This window comes from Rhizobium sp. RU36D (assembly GCF_900176345.1).
In the GTDB taxonomy this organism is placed as follows: Bacteria; Pseudomonadota; Alphaproteobacteria; order Rhizobiales; family Rhizobiaceae; genus Allorhizobium.
Window position 1 is genome coordinate 163,169 of record NZ_FWXU01000005.1, and the last position, 16,850, is coordinate 180,018.

Consider the following 16,850-nt stretch of genomic DNA (forward strand, 5'->3'; position numbering starts at 1 on the left):
AGGACCGCGGCCTCTTTCACATGGGTGAAGTTTGCATCCGAAATCGCTCGCCGGCGACCCATGCGATGTCGTGAGGGCGGGGCGCTCATGGGTGCAAAGTCCGGAAAAACTTCACACTCGTGAATTTCTACTTCGCGAATGAGTTTGGTTTGACAATATCGGCCTGCGAACCCACGCTCTGGGCATGTTCGGGCGGTTGGAGGAAATTGCCCGCGACAGCTATTCGGGAGGATACATGCGCGCCTTGATGCAAGAGCGGCAGCTATTGATTTCGACCTTGATCGAACATGCTGCGCTCAATCATCCACTGACGGAGATCGTCTCACGCAATTGCGATGGGGAGACCGTGCGGCTGAATTACAGCCAGTTGCGCTCTCGTGCCGCAAAGATTGCCAAGGCATTGATCGCGCTGGGAATCGAGGGCGGCGATCGGGTGGCAACGCTGGCCTGGAACACCCATCGGCACATGGAACTCTATTTCGGTGTTTCAGGCATGGGCGCGGTGCTGCACACCGTCAATCCGCGCCTCTTTCCGGACCAGATCGAATACATCATCAATCATGCCGAAGACCGGGTGCTGTTCTTCGATACCACCTTTGCCGAACTCGTTGCGCGGCTCAGGCCGAAGCTGAAGTTTACCACAACGCTGGTTGTCATGACGGATCGGGCGCATATGCCAGCCGGTCTTGAAGACTGCCTGTGCTACGAAGACCTTGTCGCCGAGCAGGACGACGAGCTCGATTGGCCACAATTCGAGGAAACGCGCGCCTCTTCGCTCTGCTATACCTCCGGCACCACGGGCAATCCCAAGGGCGTGCTCTACAGCCACCGCTCGACGGTCCTGCACTCCTTCACCGCCTGTGCGTCTGACGGGTTGAAGGTCTCAAGCCGCGACTGCATTCTTCTTGCGGTGCCGCTGTTTCACGTCAATGCCTGGGGCATTCCCTACACATCGGCCATGTGCGGCGCCAAGCTGGTTCTGCCGGGTCCTTGGCTTGATGGCAAAAGCCTGTTCGAGCTCGCGGCCGCCGAAGGCTGCACCATGTCGCTGGGCGTGCCGACGGTCTGGCTTGGCTTCCTGAAATATCTGGACGATCATCCCGAGCTCGATCTCTCCCGGCTGCGTTTCGACCGGATTGTCATCGGCGGCTCGGCAGCCCCGCGCGCCATCATCGAACGCCTGCACGAAAAGCTGGGTGCCTATACGATCCAGGCCTGGGGCATGAGCGAGACGAGCCCGCTGGGCACGATCGGCAACCTGCTGCCGCAGCATGACGGGCTGACGCTTGACGAGCAATTTGCCCTGCGCGCGAAGCAGGGGCGTGTCATCTATGGCGTCGAAGTGCGCATCACCGACGACAACAATCGCCCGCTGCCGCGTGACGGCAAGACATCGGGCGATCTCAAGGTCCGCGGTCCGTGGGTCGCTGCTGCCTACTTCAAGGGCGAGGGCGGCGACGTGCTCGATGACGAGGGCTGGTTCGCGACGGGCGATGTGGCCAGCATAGACCAGCAGGGCTTTGTGCAGATCACCGACCGTTCGAAGGATGTCATCAAGTCGGGCGGCGAATGGATCAGCTCGATCGATCTGGAGAACGCGGCCGTGGCCCATCCCGCCGTGCAGGAGGCGGCCGTGATCGGGCTGCCCCATCCCAAGTGGCAGGAGCGGCCCCTGCTATTGGTCGTGGCCAAGCCGGGCGCGGCGGTCGACGGGGCGGATATCCTCGCCTTCCTGGCCGATCGGGTGGCGCGATGGTGGCTGCCGGATGACGTCGTGTTCGTGGAGGAATTGCCCCACACGGCAACCGGCAAGCTGCAGAAGAACCGCCTTCGCGAGCAGTTCAAGGATTTCACCTTCAAACACTGAAAGGGTGGTGGGCCGGTGCGTCCGGCATCCTCTACCCCTGCAGTCAGGAGACAAACTATGCCCCAATTGATTTTGGAGGACGATGACGGCGTTATCGCCATGCTGCGCGACAGTATCGCATCCTTCGCTGAGGGATGGCCGGGTGCGCAGCGAATGCGGGCCATAAGGGCTTCCGGCGGCGACATGGACATCGCTCTGTGGCGCGCCATGGCGGAAAACGGCTGGCTCGGCATTCTCCTACCGGAAGCCCTGGGCGGTGCGGGTCTTTCCATCCGTCATCAGGCCGTGATCAGCGAGGCCCTCGGCCGGGCTCTCATACCCTCGCCTCTGGCCACGGCCTCCGTCCTGTCCGCAGCGCTATTGGCCCGTGTCCAACCCGGTGACGAGGTTTCCCGCCTGGCCGCTGGCCTGGTGGAGGGCACGTCCATTGTCGCGCCAGCGCTGTCGCAAGGCAGTAGCGCCGCCATGGCGACGGCCGATCATGGGGGGATTGTGCTCTCCGGACGGCTAGACTTCCTGGAGGCCGCCGCATCTGCCACCGATTTCATCATAGAAGCTGCCCTTGGCGACACGCCGGTGCTGGTGAGCCTGCCTGCTGGTAGTGACGGGTTGCAGCGCGTTGACCGGCCCGGTGTGGATGGCACTCTGGTATCCTCGCTCACGTTTTCCGCGGTTCGGGTGCCGGCGGACAGTGTTCTGGCACAGGGGAACGATGTGCGGACTGTCATCGACGAGGCGGTGGAAATCACGCGCGTCGCGCTGGCGGCCGAACTCTCGGGCAATGCCAGCAGCGCGTTTGAAATCACCTCCGCCTATACGCAGCAGCGCGTCCAGTTCGGCAAGCCGATTGCCGGTTTCCAGGTCATCCAGCACCGGTTGGTCGATCTGTGGGGCGAGGCGGAATTCGCGGCTTCGGCTGTCGTCAATGCCATCGAAAGGCTCGAAAGAGGCGAGGGCAAGGCAGCACGGCTGGCCGTACTGGCGGCCAAGGCGCGTGCCTCCGAGGCGGCATTCCTCATCGGTCGACGCGCCATCCATCTGCACGGCGCCATGGGCTTCACCGACGAATGCGATATCGGCCTGTATCTGAAGCGCGCCATCAACCTGGGCGCCATGCTGGGCCAGGCGGAGGACCTGCGGCTGCAGTTTGTGCGCGAGGAAAGGGCTGCCTGAGGGCGCCGGGAGGACAAAATGCTCAACAATCTGATCAAGACCACGATCGAAGACCACATCGCGGTTGTCACCATGGATGCGCCGCCCGTCAATGCGCAGTCCAAGGATTTCGTCGAGGAGCTGATTTCGGTTTTCGATGAACTGAACGAGATGCCCACCGTGCGCGTCATCGTCTTGACCGGTGCCGGCAAGGTGTTTTCCGCCGGTGCAGACATCAAGTCCCGCAGCAGCGTCGGCGCGCAACCCGGCGATACCTATCGGCACCTGCGCCGCACCCGCGAGGTGGGCTTTTGCATCATGGAGTGCAACAAGCCCGTCATCGCGGCGGTCAATGGTCCCGCACTTGGTGCGGGTCTTGGCCTGGCCGTGTGCAGCGACATTATCCTGGCATCGGACACGGCCGTCTTCGGTCTGCCCGAAATCGATATCGGCCTGATGGGCGGCGTGCGCCATACGATGCGGCTTTTCCCGCATTCGCTGACGCGGCGCATGGTTCTCTCAGGTTATCGCGTGCCGGCGGAAGAGCTCTACCGGCGCGGCATCATCGAGGCCTGCGTGCCGCGCGAAAAGCTGATGGATGAGGCGATGGCGATTGCCCGCGCCATCTCCTCGAAAAGCCCTGCGGCGCTGAAGCTCGCCAAGCGCGCCATAAACACCGTGGAGACCATGGGCCTCAAGGACGGCTACCGCTTTGAACAGAACCTCACGGTCGAAATGACCCAGCACGAGGATTCGAAGGAGGCGATGCGGGCCTTCCTGGAAAAGCGCGAGCCTGTATTCAAGGACACGATCTGATGAGCCAAGACTGGAACAGCCTGCCGGACGAGGAATTCCGCCGGATTTTCCGCAGCTGGGTCGATGAAAACTGCCCGCCGGAACTGCGTTTCATCCGCAAGCAGCGACCCCTCTATGAAGAGGTCAAGGACTGGTATCAGGCGCTGTCCCGCAAGGGCTGGCTCGCCCCGGTCTGGCCGCGGGAATATGGCGGCATGGGCCTCTCGGCGGCAAAGCACATGATCTATGTCGAGGAGTGGGGGCGGCTCGGTTGCCCGCGTATTCCAGATCATGGGATCGGCCTCACTGGCCCGCTGCTCATCCACCACGGCACGGAGGAGCAGAAGGCGGAATACCTGCCGAAGATCCTCACCGGCGAGCATATCTGGTGCCAGGGCTATTCCGAACCGAATGCGGGCTCCGATCTCGCCAGCCTGCGGACGAGCGCGGTCATGGAAGGCGATGAATTCGTCATCAACGGGCAGAAGATCTGGACGACGCTTGCCCATTGCGCCAACTGGATCTTCGTTCTGGTGCGCACCGACAAGGAAGCGAAGCCGCAGCGCGGGATTTCGGTTCTGCTGGTCGACATGACGACGCCGGGGCTGACCGTGCGTCCAATTGCCAACCTGCGCGAGGAGGCCGACTTCTGCGAGGTCTTCTTCGACAACGTGCGCGTGCCGGCCCGCAACCTGGTCGGCGAGGTCAACCAGGGCTGGACGCTGGCAAAGTCGGTGCTCGGCCATGAACGCATTTTCCTCGGGGCGCCGACACGAGCCGAATATGCCCTGGGGCGGCTTGAAAAGCTGGCCGAGGAACGCGGCGCTTTCGATGATCCCGCCTTCCTTTCCCGCTATGCGCGGCTGCGGCTTGAAATCTACGATCTCGGCTCCGCCTTCGAGCGCTTTGCCAAGGTGCTGCGGTCCGGCGGCGAGTTGGGTGCGGATGTGTCAATCCTGAAGATCGTGGCCACCGAACTCTACCAGCGGGTCACGGACGAACTGCTTGCGCTTGCGGGTGAGGAAGCTCGCTACAACGACGACCTGGAGACCGGAACGGGGCCGGTGGATGCCATGAACCTGTTTCTCGATGCGCGGGCTCCGGCCATCTTCGGCGGCTCGAACGAGATCCAGCGCAACATCCTGGCCAAGGCAGTTCTCGGGTTGCCGGGCTGATTCATACCCATGCCCGGCCGGCGCCCTGGAGGGAGCGGAGCATCGGACGGGACGATCTTTGTTTGGGAGGAGCATGCAGCATGCAAAGCGTCTTGCGGTCACCGCGGGCAGAGCAATCCGTCGCGACGGATGATATTCTCGTGGCAGAAAACCTGTCCAAGCGTTTCGGCGCCTTCCTGGCGGTGAGCGACCTCAACCTGTCGATCCGGCGCGGTTCGATCCATGCCCTGATCGGGCCGAACGGAGCTGGCAAGACCACCTGTTTCAACCTGTTGACCAAGGCGCTGCCGCTGACCTCAGGCCGGATCACCTTCAACGGCACCGACATATCGGGCCTGCGCCCGGCTGCCGTCGCGCGGCTCGGTCTCGTGCGCTCCTTCCAGATCTCGGCCACCTTCGCCAATCTGACGCTCCTGGAGAATGTGCGGGTCGCGCTGCAACAGACCCATGGCAAGGCCTATCACTTCTGGCGACCGCTCGCCTCCATTGAGACGCTGAACGACCGCGCGATGCAGCTGCTCTCCCAGGTCGGGCTTGCCGATTCCAGCCATCTGACGGCTTCGGCGCTGTCCTACGGCAAGAAGCGTGCGCTGGAAATTGCCACGACGCTCGCGCTGGAGCCGGAACTCCTGCTGCTGGACGAGCCGACGGCCGGCATGGGCCATGAGGACATCGGGCCGATCACTGACCTGATCCGCGAGGTCGCCAAAGGTCGGACGGTTCTCTTGGTGGAGCACAATCTTTCGGTGGTTTCGACGCTCTGTGACCGGATCACGGTTCTGCAGCACGGCCAGGTGATTGCCGACGGCTCCTATGCCGAAGTCTCCACCGATCCGCAGGTTCGGGCCGCCTATATGGGAGAAGACGATGCGTGACGCTGCTACCGCTCAAAACCCCGCCATGGCTACGGCACCCGCCCTTCTGTCGGTGCGCGATCTGCATGCATGGTATGCTGAATCGAAGGTGCTGCATGGCATCTCGTTTGACGTGCGGGAAGGCGAGCTGGTCACGCTGATCGGCCGCAACGGTGCCGGCAAGACGACCACGCTGCGGGCGCTGATGGGCCTGTTGCGCAAGAAAACCGGATCGATCTCGCTCAACGGCGAAAACCTCATGGGCCGGCGTACCTTCGAGATCGCGCGCAAGGGCATCGCCTATTGTCCGGAGGAACGGGCCATCTTCTCTTCGCTCTCCGTGCGGGAGAACCTGCTGCTGCCGCCGGCCTTGCGTCCGGGTGGCATGGCGGAAGAAGAGCTGCTGGAGACCTTTCCCAATCTCAAGCGGCGCGCCAACAGCCAGGGCACCAAGCTTTCGGGCGGCGAGCAACAGATGCTGGCCATTGCCCGGATCCTTCGGACCGGCGCCCGGCTGTTGTTGCTGGATGAGCCGAGCGAGGGGCTGGCGCCTGTGGTCGTCCAGGAAATCCGCGATCTCATTCTCCAGATCAAGGCACGCGGCTACACCATCCTCCTGGTCGAGCAGAACCTTCGCTTCGCGCGCCGCGTCGCCGACCGGCACGTGGTCATCGAAAACGGCCAGGTCGCGGATGTGCTGACGGCGGACGAACTGGACCGCTCGCCGCAGCGCATCCAGCATTATCTCGGAGTGTGACCATGTCCATCCAGCTACTCGCCAGCCAGTTGCTCCTCGGGCTGATCAACGGTTCGTTCTATGCCATGCTCAGCATGGGCCTTGCCATTATCTTCGGGCTCATGAACGTCGTGAATTTTGCCCATGGCGCCCAATACATGATCGGTGCCTTCATCGCCTGGCTGCTTTTGACGACCTTCGGTCTGCCCTACTGGGCCGCCCTCGTCATCGCGCCCTTGGCGGTCGCGATGCTGGCGGTCGTGATGGAACGGCTGCTGCTGCGTCCCTTGCAGAACCTCGATCATCTCTACGGCCTGCTCGCCACCTATGCGGTGGCCCTGATCGTCGAGGGCTTTGTGCGCCAGAAGTATGGGGCGACCGGCATTCCCTATGCCAATCCCTTCCCGGGCGGTGTCAGCCTGGGCTTCATGTTCGTGCCCTATTACCGTCTGTGGGTCGTGGCCTTCTCGCTCGTGACCTGTTTCGGCACCTGGTACTTGATCGAGCATACGAAGCTCGGTGCCTATCTGCGCGCGGCCAACGAGAAGCCTGATATCGTCGAAACCTTCGGCATCAACGTGCCAAAGATGATCACCCTTACCTACGGTTTCGGTGCCGGGCTTGCCGCGCTGTCAGGCGTCCTGGCGGCTCCGATCTATCAGGTCTCGCCCTCGATGGGGTCGAGCGTCATGATCGTCGTCTTCGCCATAGTCGTGATCGGCGGAATGGGATCGATCCTTGGCGCGATTGTCACTGGTTACCTTCTGGGCCTGGTGGAAGGATTGACCAAGGTCTTCTATCCGGAAGCGGCGACGGTCGTCGTTTTCATCTTCATGATGGCGGCGCTGCTGTTTCGGCCTGCCGGCGTCTTCCAGTCCAGCCATCGGGGTTGAGCATGAACAGAAACATCATTCTCGCCGTCATCGCCGCTGTTCTGGCACTGGTCGCTCCCTTCTTCGTCTACCCGGTGCTGTTGATGGTGATCCTGTGCTTCGTCATCTTCGCAAGCTCGTTCAACCTGCTGCTCGGCTATGCGGGTCTTCTTTGCTTCGGCCACGCCATGTTTTTCGGCACCTCGGCCTACATAACCGGTCATATCCTGAAGACGACTTCGATCTCCGTTGAGGTGTCGATCCTGGCGGGAATGGTGTTTTCGGCGGGCCTGGGTCTGGTCGTCGGCCTGCTGGCCATCCGCCGGCAGGGCATCCAGTTTGCCATGATCACGCTGGCCATTTCCCAGTTCGTCTACTTCCTGCTGCTTCAGGCGCCGTTCACCGGCGGCGAAAATGGCATGCAGGGCATTCCGCGCAACAATCTCTTCGGCCTCTTCGAGGTCAAGGACAGCTTCACCTTCTACTATGTCATCCTGGGTTTTACCGTTCTCGCGATCCTGGCCTTCCACCGGATCGTGCATTCTCCCTTCGGAGAACTACTGCGCGCAATCCGGGACAATGAACCACGGGTCGAGTCGCTTGGCTTCGACACGGTCCACTTCAAGCTGATTGCCTTCGTTCTGTCCGCGGCCCTTGCCGGCCTGGCCGGCAGCATGAAAGCGACCGTCTTCCAGTTCGCCACGCTGACTGATGCCTCCTGGAACATCTCGGGCGAAGTCATCCTGATGACGCTGCTGGGTGGGCTTGGCACCTTTACCGGACCGATGTTCGGCGCGGCCATCATCATCGTGATGAACGATCTCCTGGCCGGCTTGGGCGAATGGGCCCTGATCGCCCAGGGGGTCGTTCTGCTGGTGGTGGTGATCTTTTTCCGCCGGGGCTTCGTCGGGGAATTGGCTAGCCTCAGGCAGCGTCTTCGCGCAGCCGACACAGCCGAACCACCCGTGCCGGTCTCATCAAGGCTCGCCGAAGGCAAGTCGTAGAATGTTGCGGAGCGTCAGAAATCGATCTCGATCGGCTGGTCGAAGGGATCCGTGGGCTCGACGGACTTTGCCGCCTGCTGCAGAACGGCGAGGTAGCGATCATGGTTCTGGCGAATGCGTTCGGCCGCACCGCCAAGCCCCAGGGTAACGGGTTGGTCGCGAATGCATATGGGCAGCAGGACGCAGATGGTGCCGCCACCGGTGAAGGGGACATTCTCGACCGACGCATATCCCTGGGCCCTGATCTTGCGGATACGCTCCATCATCTCGGGCAGCTTGACCCGTTTGCTAACGTCCTGCGTGGCGATATTGGCGCGCCGGATGATATTGTCGATCAGGTCATCGTTCATCGTCGACATCAGCAGCCAGCCCACGGCGGATTGGGTGAGCGGGCGAAGTTCCCCCTCATTCACATGGAAGCGCAGCGCATGGACGGACTGGATCACTTGCACATATTGCAGGTAGACATCGTTCTTGGTGTTGATCGACACGGTTTCGCCCGTGGCGGTGTGCACATCCCGCATGGCCTCGATCACCTTGCCCGAGCCGAACAGGGCGCGCGGCACCCAATCCCCCAGCGCCGTGACCTTGACCGTCGGGAAATACAGTCTCTCGCGACGGTCGAAGTTGAGGAAGCCCATGGACACCAGGGTCTTGAGCAGCACGGTGGTGCTCGATTGGGGATACTGCAGTGCCGCGGCGATCTCCGACATCGCCCGCGGCTGTCTTATCCGCTTGAAATAATCGAGAATTTCCAGAACGCGCATGGCCGATTTTACCTGCGACGGCTGCATGTCGAATGTCCTCCCAGAACGGCACTCTTTCACATCCGTGAAATTCGACCGCACATACGAATTGCAATTGTTCTCCGGCGACGTTGCGTGACAGGATGTTCCTCGTCAAGTCCAGCGCGGCACTTTCCCGCGCAGGACAGCGGAGGGAGGAGACTTCCGCAGGAGCCACAGCCTTGCCTGCCCTTGAGGGCAGGGGCGCCGTGGCATGGGATCCGCAGTGGGAGACAGGTATGCAAAGACTGGCCGGAAAGGTGGCGCTCGTCACCGGCGGTGGACGCGGGATCGGTAGGGCGATCAGCCTTGCCTTCGCGCGGGAAGGGGCTTTTGTCGGCGTTTTCGACCTGAAGGAAGAGATCGCCAACCAGGCCGTGGAGGCCATTGAAGCCGCGGGCGGCCGTGCCCTGGGCATCGCCGGCAATGTGGCGCGTCGCGAAGATGTCTTTCGAGCCGTGGATGCGCTTCAAGCGGCGTCGGGTGGCGTGACCATCCTGGTCAACAATGCCATGTGGAACCGCTACGGCCCGCTTGAGGAGCAGACGGAAGACATGATCGGTCGCATGATCGATGTCGGCTTGAAGGGTGTCGTCTGGGGCTATCAGGCAGTGCTGGCTCCCATGGAGGCGGCCGGCGGCGGCAGCATCATTAATATCGGCTCGCCATCATCCATGCTCGCGATGAAGCATGGGGTTATGTACAGCGGCATCAAGGCGGCGGTCCTGGGCATGACCCGCTCCGGTGCGGCAGAGTTTGGCCCGCGCAACATTCGTGTCAACGCGATTGCGCCGGGCTCCACGCCGACGGAGGGCGCCAATCTCGTGGTGACCGAAGAGGCCTGGGAGCGTCGGCGGGCCCGGGTTCCGTTGGGGCGCCTGGGTCGCCCGGAGGACATCGCCAGCGCCGCCGTCTTTCTGGCAAGCGACGAAGCCAGCTTCATCACCGGAGACATGTTGTTTGTCGATGGCGGTCAGACATTCGCCTTTTCGTAACTGAAGGGTTGAGAATTGAGGAAACGCGCGCCATTCCCGGAGGAGGACCGGCGGCCGCAAAAGGGGAGAGAGACATGAAAAGCAGATCGCATACTCTTGTGACAGCCGGCATCCTTGCGGCGCTCCTGGCTTCGGGATCGCAGCAGGCCTTGGCGGCGGGCATTTCCGATGACGTCATCCGCATCGGCATCATGAACGACCAATCCGGTCCCTATGCCGACAATTGCGGCCCGGGTTCGGTGGCGGCGGCCAAGCTTGCCGTCGAAGATGTCGGCGGTGCCATCGATGGCAAGAAAATTGAGATCGTGGTCGCTGACGACCAGAACAAGCCGGATGTCGGTGTGGCTGCCGCGCTGAAATGGCTCGACAAGGATGGCGTCGATGCCATCGCCGGCTGCTCCGCCTCGTCCATCGCGCTGGCGGTTCAGGATATCACCAAGGAGCGCAAGAAGCCCTATATGCTGGTCGGCACGGCGTCTTCGGCCTTCACCAACGAGAAGTGCACCCCGATGACGACCCAATGGGTCCAGGATACCTACGCCCTGCCAAAGGCAACGGTGAAGTCCCTGCTGGAGCAGGGGCTGGACAGCTGGTTCTTCATCACTGTTGACTATGCCTTCGGCAAGGCCTGGCAGGCCGATACCACGCGCTTCATCGAACAGGGTGGCGGCAAGGTCATCGGCTCGGTCCTGCACCCGCTCAACTCCACCGATTTCTCGTCCTATATCGTCCAGGCACAGGCCAGCGGGGCCAAGGTCATCGCCATTGCCAATTCCGGCTCGGATTTTGCCAATGTGGTCAAGCAGGCCCAGGAGTTCGGCGTGTCGGAGGGTGGACAGAAGATCGCCCCTCTCGGGCTCTTCCTCAACCAGACCCACGGCATCGGCCTGGAGATCTTGCAGGATGTGCGCTTGAGCACGCCCTTCTATTGGGATCGGACCGACGAGACCCGTGCCTTTGCCGATCGCTTCAAGGCAGCCTTTGGTGGCCGTGCCCCCAATGAGCCGCAGGCTTCCACCTATAGCGCCATCCATCACTACCTCAAGGCGATCAAGGCCACCGGCACCGATGACGGCGAGGCCGTGACAGCCAAGATGCGCGAACTGCCGATCGAAGACTTCGAAATGAAGGGCGTCACGATCCGCGCCGATGGACAAGTCATGCGGCCGCTTTACTCCGCCCGGATCAAGAAGCCTGCTGAATCGAAGGGACCTTACGACTACTACGAGATCACCGGCATCGTTGCGGCAGAGGATGCCTGGCGCCCGGCCGCTGAGAGTGTCTGCCCACAGCTCAAGTCGAACTGATCCGTCAGCCGGTGGCGGCGGACGCTCGCCACCGGTCTCCATTCCATCAATGCCAAGATTTTATGAAGGATCACCATGTCCGTCATCTACAAGCGCGTGTGCGAAAAACCCGACCTGCTCGGAGAAAGTCCGGTCTGGGACGGTGAGAGCTCGCGCCTCTACTGGGTGGATGGCGTCTCCAAGCTGATCCGCTCCCATGACCCGCAGACGGGGGCATTCCAGTGCTGGGAAACACCGTCGATGATCGGGTCGATCGGCCTTGCCGCGGATGGGACGCTGGTGGCGGGTCTTGCGGATGGCATCTATCGCTTCGACATTGCATCAGGGACGTTCTCGCCCCTGTTCCAGATTTCGCCGCCGGATCCGGCGGTGCGCTTCAACGATGGCAAGGTTGACCGCTCCGGCCGCTTTCTTTGCGGCTCCATGGGCGTGCATGCCGATCCACGCGGGGCGCTGTTCCGCATATCGCCCGATGGCGCGACGGATGTCCTGGCCAATGGTATCCGCATTTCCAACGCGCTGTGCTTCAGCCCTTCCGGCGACACCATGTATTTTGCCGACAGCCTGGACCGCACCATCCGCGCCTATCGCTATGGCGAGGGTCCGGAGCCACTGACGGAAGCGCGCATGTTCGTCGATACCGAACCCTTTGGCTCCGGGCCTGACGGTGCGACCGTGGATGCCGAGGGCTTTGTTTGGGTCGCGCTGGTGCAGGTGGGTGAAATCGCGCGGTTTGCGCCGGATGGACGGCTTGAGCGCAAGATCAAGGCGCCGACCGACATGCCGTCATGCCTGGCCTTCGGCGGGCGGGACCTCTCGACGCTCTACGTGACGTCGATCCGCAATTCCGGCTCGGGCCGCGCCATCTCCCGACATCCGCATGGCGGCTGTCTCTTTGCCATCGAGGGCCTGGGTGTGAAGGGCCTGCCTGAACAGCGTTTCGGCGCTCCCCCTTCCCATTGAAACGGTCAGGACTGACATCATGAGCGCCACCAGGCACCGTTCCCTTTCGTCCCTGCTTTCGCCCCGCTCCATCGCCCTTGTAGGCGCGTCGGACAATGTCGCGCGCATCGGCGGGCGGCCGCTGCGCTATCTCAGGGAAAGTGGTTTTGCGGGGAAGATCTACCCCGTCAATCCCAACCGGGACACGGTCCAGGGTGTGAAGGCCTGGGCCTCCATATCAAGCCTGCCGGAGACGCCCGATGTCGCCATTCTGGCAGTTCCGGCCTCCGCGACGCTTGAAGCCGTTCGCGAATGCGCCGGGCGAGGGGTGACCTCGGCCATCGTGTTTTCCGCAGGCTTTGCCGAATCCTCGGACGAGGGGCGGGCGCTGCAGCTGGAAATGGCGGGTGTCGCCCGAGAGAGCGGCATGCGCCTGCTCGGGCCGAATTGTCTCGGTGTCTTTAACGCCAGCGCCAATTACTACGGGACGTTTTCGGCCATCTTCGATACCGGTTTCGTGAAGCCCGGGCCGATCTCCATCGTGTCGCAAAGTGGCGCCTATGGATCACATATCACCCATCTGGCCCGCCAGTGGGGGCTCGGCATCAACCATTGGGTCACGACAGGCAATGAATGCGATATCGATGTCGCGGAAGCCCTGCAGTGGATCGTGGAGCAGCCTGACGTCAATGTGGTGATGGCCTATGCGGAAGGCGTGCGCAATCGCGACGCCTTCATCGCCGCCCTCGAAACCGCCCGAGACCGTGAGACCGCCATCGTTTTCATGAAGGTCGGGCGTTCCGAGGTCGGCCAGCATGCAGTGAGTTCCCACACGGCGGCGCTGGCGGGATCGGACGCCGTGTTCGACGCCGTCTTGCGGCAATATGGCGTTCACCGGGCGCGCACAACGGCGGAGCAGCTTGACGTTGCCTACGCCGCCTCACGCGGGGTCTTCCCGTCCGGCAACCGGCTTGGCATCTTCACAATGTCCGGCGGCTTCGGCATTCAGATGGCGGATGATGCGGCGGAAGCGGGCCTTGATGTGGCGCCTATGCCGGAACAGGCCCAGGAGGAGTTGAAGGAGCTTCTTCCCTACGCGTCGCCGCGAAATCCCGTGGATGCGACGGCGCAGGCGGTGACGGACCTGCCGCTGATGACCCGCTTCATTTCCGATATGCTGGACAAGGGCGCCTACAATATTTTTGCCGGGATATTCGGCGTCGGTCCGGCCAGCCCATCCTTTGCGGCCTCGCTCCGCCAGGCGCTGGAAGAGGCCACCGCCGGCAAGGACCATTGCCTCAAATGCGTGACGATGTCGGCACCGCCTGATATCGTTCGCAGCTATGAGGACAAGGGCTTTTACGTCTATGAGGACGGCACCGCGCTGATCCATGCATTGGGTGCGCTCGTGCGCTTTCGCCACAGCTTCGACCAGGCGAAGACGAAGACAGAGGCCAAGTCTGTCCTTTCTGTGACTGATATTCCGCAAAGAGCCATTGCAGAACATGAGGCCAAGGCGATCCTGTCGAATGCCGGTATCCGGTTTCCCGATGAGCGGTTGGTCGCGCCGGGGGAGGATCCCTCGGCCGCCGCAGACGCGATCGGCTATCCCCTCGTCATGAAGATTTCATCCCCCGATCTCCCGCACAAGACCGAGGTTGGCGGGGTTCGGCTCGACCTCAGGGATGCCGCCCAGGTGCGCTTAGCCATGGCCGACATGCTTGCCGGCGTTCGCGAGAAAGCGCCCCAGGCCGTCATCGAAGGCGTCATCCTTGCGCCGATGGTCAAGAAGGGTGTTGAGACCATTGCCGGTGTTTTCAACGATCCCGTCATGGGGCCGATGGTAATGTTCGGCCTTGGCGGGGTATTCGTCGAAGTTCTGAAGGATGTGACCTTCCGCGCCGCGCCTTTCGATCAGGCGGAAGCTTTGCGCATGATCCGTGACATCAAGGGATTTGCGATGCTGGAGGGTGTGCGGGGTGCGCCGCCCGCCGATATCGAGGCGCTGGCCGACCTGCTGTCGCAGCTGTCGCATTTTGCCGCTGCAAACGCCGATCGGATCGACAGCATCGATCTCAATCCGGTTCTGGTGATGGAGCGCGGCAACGGCGTCGTGCCACTGGACGCCCTGATCGTTGCCAGGCAGGTCGCAGAGACCTGATTGCCCACCGCGCCCTGCTGCGGCAACACCGAGATAAAGGCCCCTCCCATGCCCCCACCCCAGGACAAAGCCGATAGGCGCCCGGCCCACAGCAACCAGCTCGGCACCAAGGCGTATGTCGATGCGGACGAATTCAGGCTGGCAATGCGGCAGATCGCATTGCCGGTCGCCGTGATCACCTCAAGGCATGGCGACGCGCGAACCGGCATGACGGCGACATCCATCAGTTCCGTCTCGGCGGCGCCGCCGACCATGCTGGTCTGCGTCAATCGCAGTGCCGGCGCAGACAGGATTATCGCCCAGAGCGGGGCCTTTGCCATCAACATGCTGGCAGATGCCCATCATCCCGTCGCCCGGCTGTTTTCCGCCCCGGTGGTTGACCCTGCCGAGGCCTATGCGGTGAGCGACTGGCGGGACATGGTGACCGGCGCGCCTGTCTTGGAGGGGGCCGTGGCCGTTTTCGATTGCTGCGTCGAGAGTTGTTTCGTCTCGGGCAGCCATGCCATCTATGTCGGACGCGTGGTTGGGGTCGCCTCTCTGCCGCAGGATGTGCTTCTCTATCGCGACGGCCTGTTCCGTCGCCTGCAACCGATCACCTGAGGCGAGCGGAGACAAGATCATGAACGAAGCAAGGAAGGTTGCCATCGTTACCGGTGCTGCGGGCGGGATCGGTCGCGCGCTGTGTGAAACCCTGGCGCGGCAGGGCCATGCAATCGCGGCCATCGATCTCCCGGGCACACCGATCGAGGAGGTGGCCGGTTCGTTGGGCGAGGGGCATGGCGCCTTTGCCTGCGACCTGCAGCGCGAGGCGGATATCGTCACCACCGTCGAGGCCATTTTCCGGCACTTCGGACGCATCGACGTTCTCGTCAACAACGCCGCTCTCGGCCCCACCATGGCCGCGACGGCGGACACCCGTCTGGAGGATTTTCGCGCTGCCCTGAGCGTCAACCTCGTCGGTCCCATGGTTCTGGCGCGCGAGGTCGCGCAACGCATGGGACCTGACGGCGGGGCGATCGTCAATATCGCCTCGCTCGCCGGCATAGTCTCCAATCCGAAACGCAATGCCTATGCCGCCTCCAAGGCCGGCGTCATCAGCCTGACGCGGTCGCTTGCCTGCGAATGGGCAAGCCGCAAGATCCGCGTCTGCGCCGTGGCGCCCGGCTATGTCCGCACGCCCATGGTGGCGGGCCTGGAGCGGGACGGCAAGGCCGATCTCGCGCGCGTGCGGCAGCGCATTCCCATGGGGCGGATGGCACGGCCCGAGGAGATCGCCTCCGCCGCCGCATTTCTCGCCTCCCCAGCCGCAAGATATGTCACCGGAACGGTGCTCACCGTCGATGGTGGCTGGGCCTGTTTCAACCAGCCCGGCGAGGCCCACCCGCCTGTTGACGGCGTGCCGCCTGCGGAACTTAACCGTCCGGCCGAGGTGTCCAGGCCGCGGGTGGTGGTGGTCACTGGCGGTGCGCGCGGGCTCGGACAGGCGATCGCCGCCGGCTTCCAGAGCCTTGGCGATACGGTCATCATACTGGACCGGGATGTAGCCGGCTCCGCCGGGGAGAATGTATTTGCAGTCGACGTGGCTGATGAGCAGCAGGTGGTGCGTGTATTCGCTGACATCGCGGAGCGCCACGGCCGGATCGATGTTCTCGTCAACAATGCCGGTGTCGCCGATCGTTTCCTGCCGGTCGGGGAGCAACGCGCCGAAGATGTGATGTCGCTGCTCGACGTCAATCTGTCAGGCACTTTCCTCTGTGCCCGGGAGGCGCTGTGCGCCATGCCGCGACCCGGCGGTGTCATTCTGAATATCGGCTCGATCAACACTTTCCTGCCATTTGCTCCCCGCCACGCCTATGGTGCGTCCAAAGCGGGGATCGACATGCTGACCCGCTGTATGGCGGGCGAACTGGGGCCGGAGGGCATCCGCGTGGTCACCCTGGCACCCGGCTATATCAGAACCCCGGGGGTCGCGGCGCTGGAACAGGCCGAGCGTATCGACATCATGAAGATCCGCCGCCGGATTCCGATGGGGGATCTGGGAGCCCCCGCTGATATCGCCGAGGCCGCGACATTTCTCGCGTCGTCCGAAGCCTCCTACATCAACGGGTCGATCCTCTATGTGGATGGAGGCTGGACGGCTTTCGGGGATGCTGGAGATGCTGCAGAACTCTCCGGGCAATAATGCCGATACAGATATCCAAGAAA

General features: G+C 62.7%; 15 protein-coding genes. 14 read left to right on the top strand and 1 reads right to left on the bottom strand.

Features of this window, described 5'->3' with window-relative positions; all coding sequences use genetic code 11:
- The first annotated feature begins 235 nt into the window (after window positions 1-235).
- From B9A97_RS08470 to B9A97_RS08505, 8 genes are all read left to right on the top strand, one after another.
- Window positions 236-1,867 carry a long-chain-fatty-acid--CoA ligase gene (locus B9A97_RS08470; RefSeq protein ID WP_084364723.1) on the top strand — a complete coding sequence of 544 codons (1,632 nt, stop codon included), beginning with the start codon at window positions 236-238 and terminating at the stop codon, window positions 1,865-1,867.
- Between the two features lie 57 nt (window positions 1,868-1,924).
- Window positions 1,925-3,040 carry an acyl-CoA dehydrogenase family protein gene (locus B9A97_RS08475; RefSeq protein WP_084364725.1) on the top strand — a complete coding sequence of 372 codons (1,116 nt, stop codon included), beginning with the start codon at window positions 1,925-1,927 and terminating at the stop codon, window positions 3,038-3,040.
- A gap of 18 nt (window positions 3,041-3,058) precedes the next feature.
- Window positions 3,059-3,835: an enoyl-CoA hydratase/isomerase family protein gene (locus B9A97_RS08480; protein WP_084364727.1), complete on the top strand. Its 777-nt coding sequence runs from the start codon at window positions 3,059-3,061 to the stop codon at window positions 3,833-3,835.
- Complete coding sequence (locus B9A97_RS08485; protein WP_084364729.1) at window positions 3,835-4,989, top strand: acyl-CoA dehydrogenase family protein; 1,155 nt, start codon at window positions 3,835-3,837, stop codon at window positions 4,987-4,989. Before B9A97_RS08480 ends, B9A97_RS08485 begins: the two co-directional genes overlap by 1 nt.
- A gap of 80 nt (window positions 4,990-5,069) precedes the next feature.
- Complete coding sequence (locus B9A97_RS08490; protein WP_084364731.1) at window positions 5,070-5,864, top strand: ABC transporter ATP-binding protein; 795 nt, start codon at window positions 5,070-5,072, stop codon at window positions 5,862-5,864.
- Window positions 5,857-6,600, top strand: a complete 744-nt coding sequence (locus B9A97_RS08495; RefSeq protein ID WP_084364733.1) for an ABC transporter ATP-binding protein — start codon at window positions 5,857-5,859, stop codon at window positions 6,598-6,600. Before B9A97_RS08490 ends, B9A97_RS08495 begins: the two co-directional genes overlap by 8 nt.
- Window positions 6,601-6,602: 2 nt before the next feature.
- The gene (locus B9A97_RS08500) at window positions 6,603-7,472 is read left to right on the top strand and encodes a branched-chain amino acid ABC transporter permease (protein WP_084364735.1); all 870 of its coding nucleotides are present in this window, start codon (window positions 6,603-6,605) and stop codon (window positions 7,470-7,472) included.
- A 2-nt stretch (window positions 7,473-7,474) separates the two neighbouring features.
- Window positions 7,475-8,455, top strand: a complete 981-nt coding sequence (locus B9A97_RS08505; RefSeq protein WP_084364737.1) for a branched-chain amino acid ABC transporter permease — start codon at window positions 7,475-7,477, stop codon at window positions 8,453-8,455.
- A 14-nt stretch (window positions 8,456-8,469) separates the two neighbouring features.
- Here B9A97_RS08505 and B9A97_RS08510 read toward each other — a convergent pair whose 3' ends face one another.
- Complete coding sequence (locus B9A97_RS08510; protein ID WP_084364739.1) at window positions 8,470-9,249, bottom strand: IclR family transcriptional regulator; 780 nt, start codon at window positions 9,247-9,249, stop codon at window positions 8,470-8,472.
- A 230-nt stretch (window positions 9,250-9,479) separates the two neighbouring features.
- Here B9A97_RS08510 and B9A97_RS08515 point away from each other — a divergent pair, with 230 nt between their 5' ends.
- From B9A97_RS08515 to B9A97_RS08540, 6 genes are all read left to right on the top strand, one after another.
- Complete coding sequence (locus B9A97_RS08515; RefSeq protein WP_084364741.1) at window positions 9,480-10,235, top strand: SDR family NAD(P)-dependent oxidoreductase; 756 nt, start codon at window positions 9,480-9,482, stop codon at window positions 10,233-10,235.
- 74 nt (window positions 10,236-10,309) lie between these two features.
- Window positions 10,310-11,542 carry an ABC transporter substrate-binding protein gene (locus B9A97_RS08520; RefSeq protein WP_084364743.1) on the top strand — a complete coding sequence of 411 codons (1,233 nt, stop codon included), beginning with the start codon at window positions 10,310-10,312 and terminating at the stop codon, window positions 11,540-11,542.
- A gap of 75 nt (window positions 11,543-11,617) precedes the next feature.
- Window positions 11,618-12,505, top strand: coding sequence for an SMP-30/gluconolactonase/LRE family protein (locus B9A97_RS08525; RefSeq protein WP_084364745.1), 888 nt, complete (start codon window positions 11,618-11,620; stop codon window positions 12,503-12,505).
- A gap of 19 nt (window positions 12,506-12,524) precedes the next feature.
- A complete protein-coding gene (locus tag B9A97_RS08530) occupies window positions 12,525-14,645 on the top strand; it encodes an acetate--CoA ligase family protein (RefSeq protein WP_084364747.1) in 2,121 nt (706 codons plus the stop codon).
- A 48-nt stretch (window positions 14,646-14,693) separates the two neighbouring features.
- Entirely contained in the window at window positions 14,694-15,245 is a 552-nt protein-coding gene (locus B9A97_RS08535; protein ID WP_084364749.1) for a flavin reductase family protein, read from the top strand.
- Between the two features lie 19 nt (window positions 15,246-15,264).
- Complete coding sequence (locus tag B9A97_RS08540; protein WP_084364751.1) at window positions 15,265-16,827, top strand: SDR family oxidoreductase; 1,563 nt, start codon at window positions 15,265-15,267, stop codon at window positions 16,825-16,827.
- The last annotated feature ends 23 nt before the right edge of the window (window positions 16,828-16,850 follow it).

Bases quoted from the DNA above. Each gene is read 5' to 3' on its own strand.
- B9A97_RS08470 (WP_084364723.1), top strand. From the start codon at position 236: ATGCGCGCCTTGATGCAAGAGCGGCAGCTATTGATTTCGACCTTGATC.
- B9A97_RS08475 (WP_084364725.1), top strand. From the start codon at position 1,925: ATGCCCCAATTGATTTTGGAGGACGATGACGGCGTTATCGCCATGCTG.
- B9A97_RS08480 (WP_084364727.1), top strand. From the start codon at position 3,059: ATGCTCAACAATCTGATCAAGACCACGATCGAAGACCACATCGCGGTT.
- B9A97_RS08485 (WP_084364729.1), top strand. From the start codon at position 3,835: ATGAGCCAAGACTGGAACAGCCTGCCGGACGAGGAATTCCGCCGGATT.
- B9A97_RS08490 (WP_084364731.1), top strand. From the start codon at position 5,070: ATGCAAAGCGTCTTGCGGTCACCGCGGGCAGAGCAATCCGTCGCGACG.
- B9A97_RS08495 (WP_084364733.1), top strand. From the start codon at position 5,857: ATGCGTGACGCTGCTACCGCTCAAAACCCCGCCATGGCTACGGCACCC.
- B9A97_RS08500 (WP_084364735.1), top strand. From the start codon at position 6,603: ATGTCCATCCAGCTACTCGCCAGCCAGTTGCTCCTCGGGCTGATCAAC.
- B9A97_RS08505 (WP_084364737.1), top strand. From the start codon at position 7,475: ATGAACAGAAACATCATTCTCGCCGTCATCGCCGCTGTTCTGGCACTG.
- B9A97_RS08510 (WP_084364739.1), bottom strand. From the start codon at position 9,249: ATGCAGCCGTCGCAGGTAAAATCGGCCATGCGCGTTCTGGAAATTCTC.
- B9A97_RS08515 (WP_084364741.1), top strand. From the start codon at position 9,480: ATGCAAAGACTGGCCGGAAAGGTGGCGCTCGTCACCGGCGGTGGACGC.
- B9A97_RS08520 (WP_084364743.1), top strand. From the start codon at position 10,310: ATGAAAAGCAGATCGCATACTCTTGTGACAGCCGGCATCCTTGCGGCG.
- B9A97_RS08525 (WP_084364745.1), top strand. From the start codon at position 11,618: ATGTCCGTCATCTACAAGCGCGTGTGCGAAAAACCCGACCTGCTCGGA.
- B9A97_RS08530 (WP_084364747.1), top strand. From the start codon at position 12,525: ATGAGCGCCACCAGGCACCGTTCCCTTTCGTCCCTGCTTTCGCCCCGC.
- B9A97_RS08535 (WP_084364749.1), top strand. From the start codon at position 14,694: ATGCCCCCACCCCAGGACAAAGCCGATAGGCGCCCGGCCCACAGCAAC.
- B9A97_RS08540 (WP_084364751.1), top strand. From the start codon at position 15,265: ATGAACGAAGCAAGGAAGGTTGCCATCGTTACCGGTGCTGCGGGCGGG.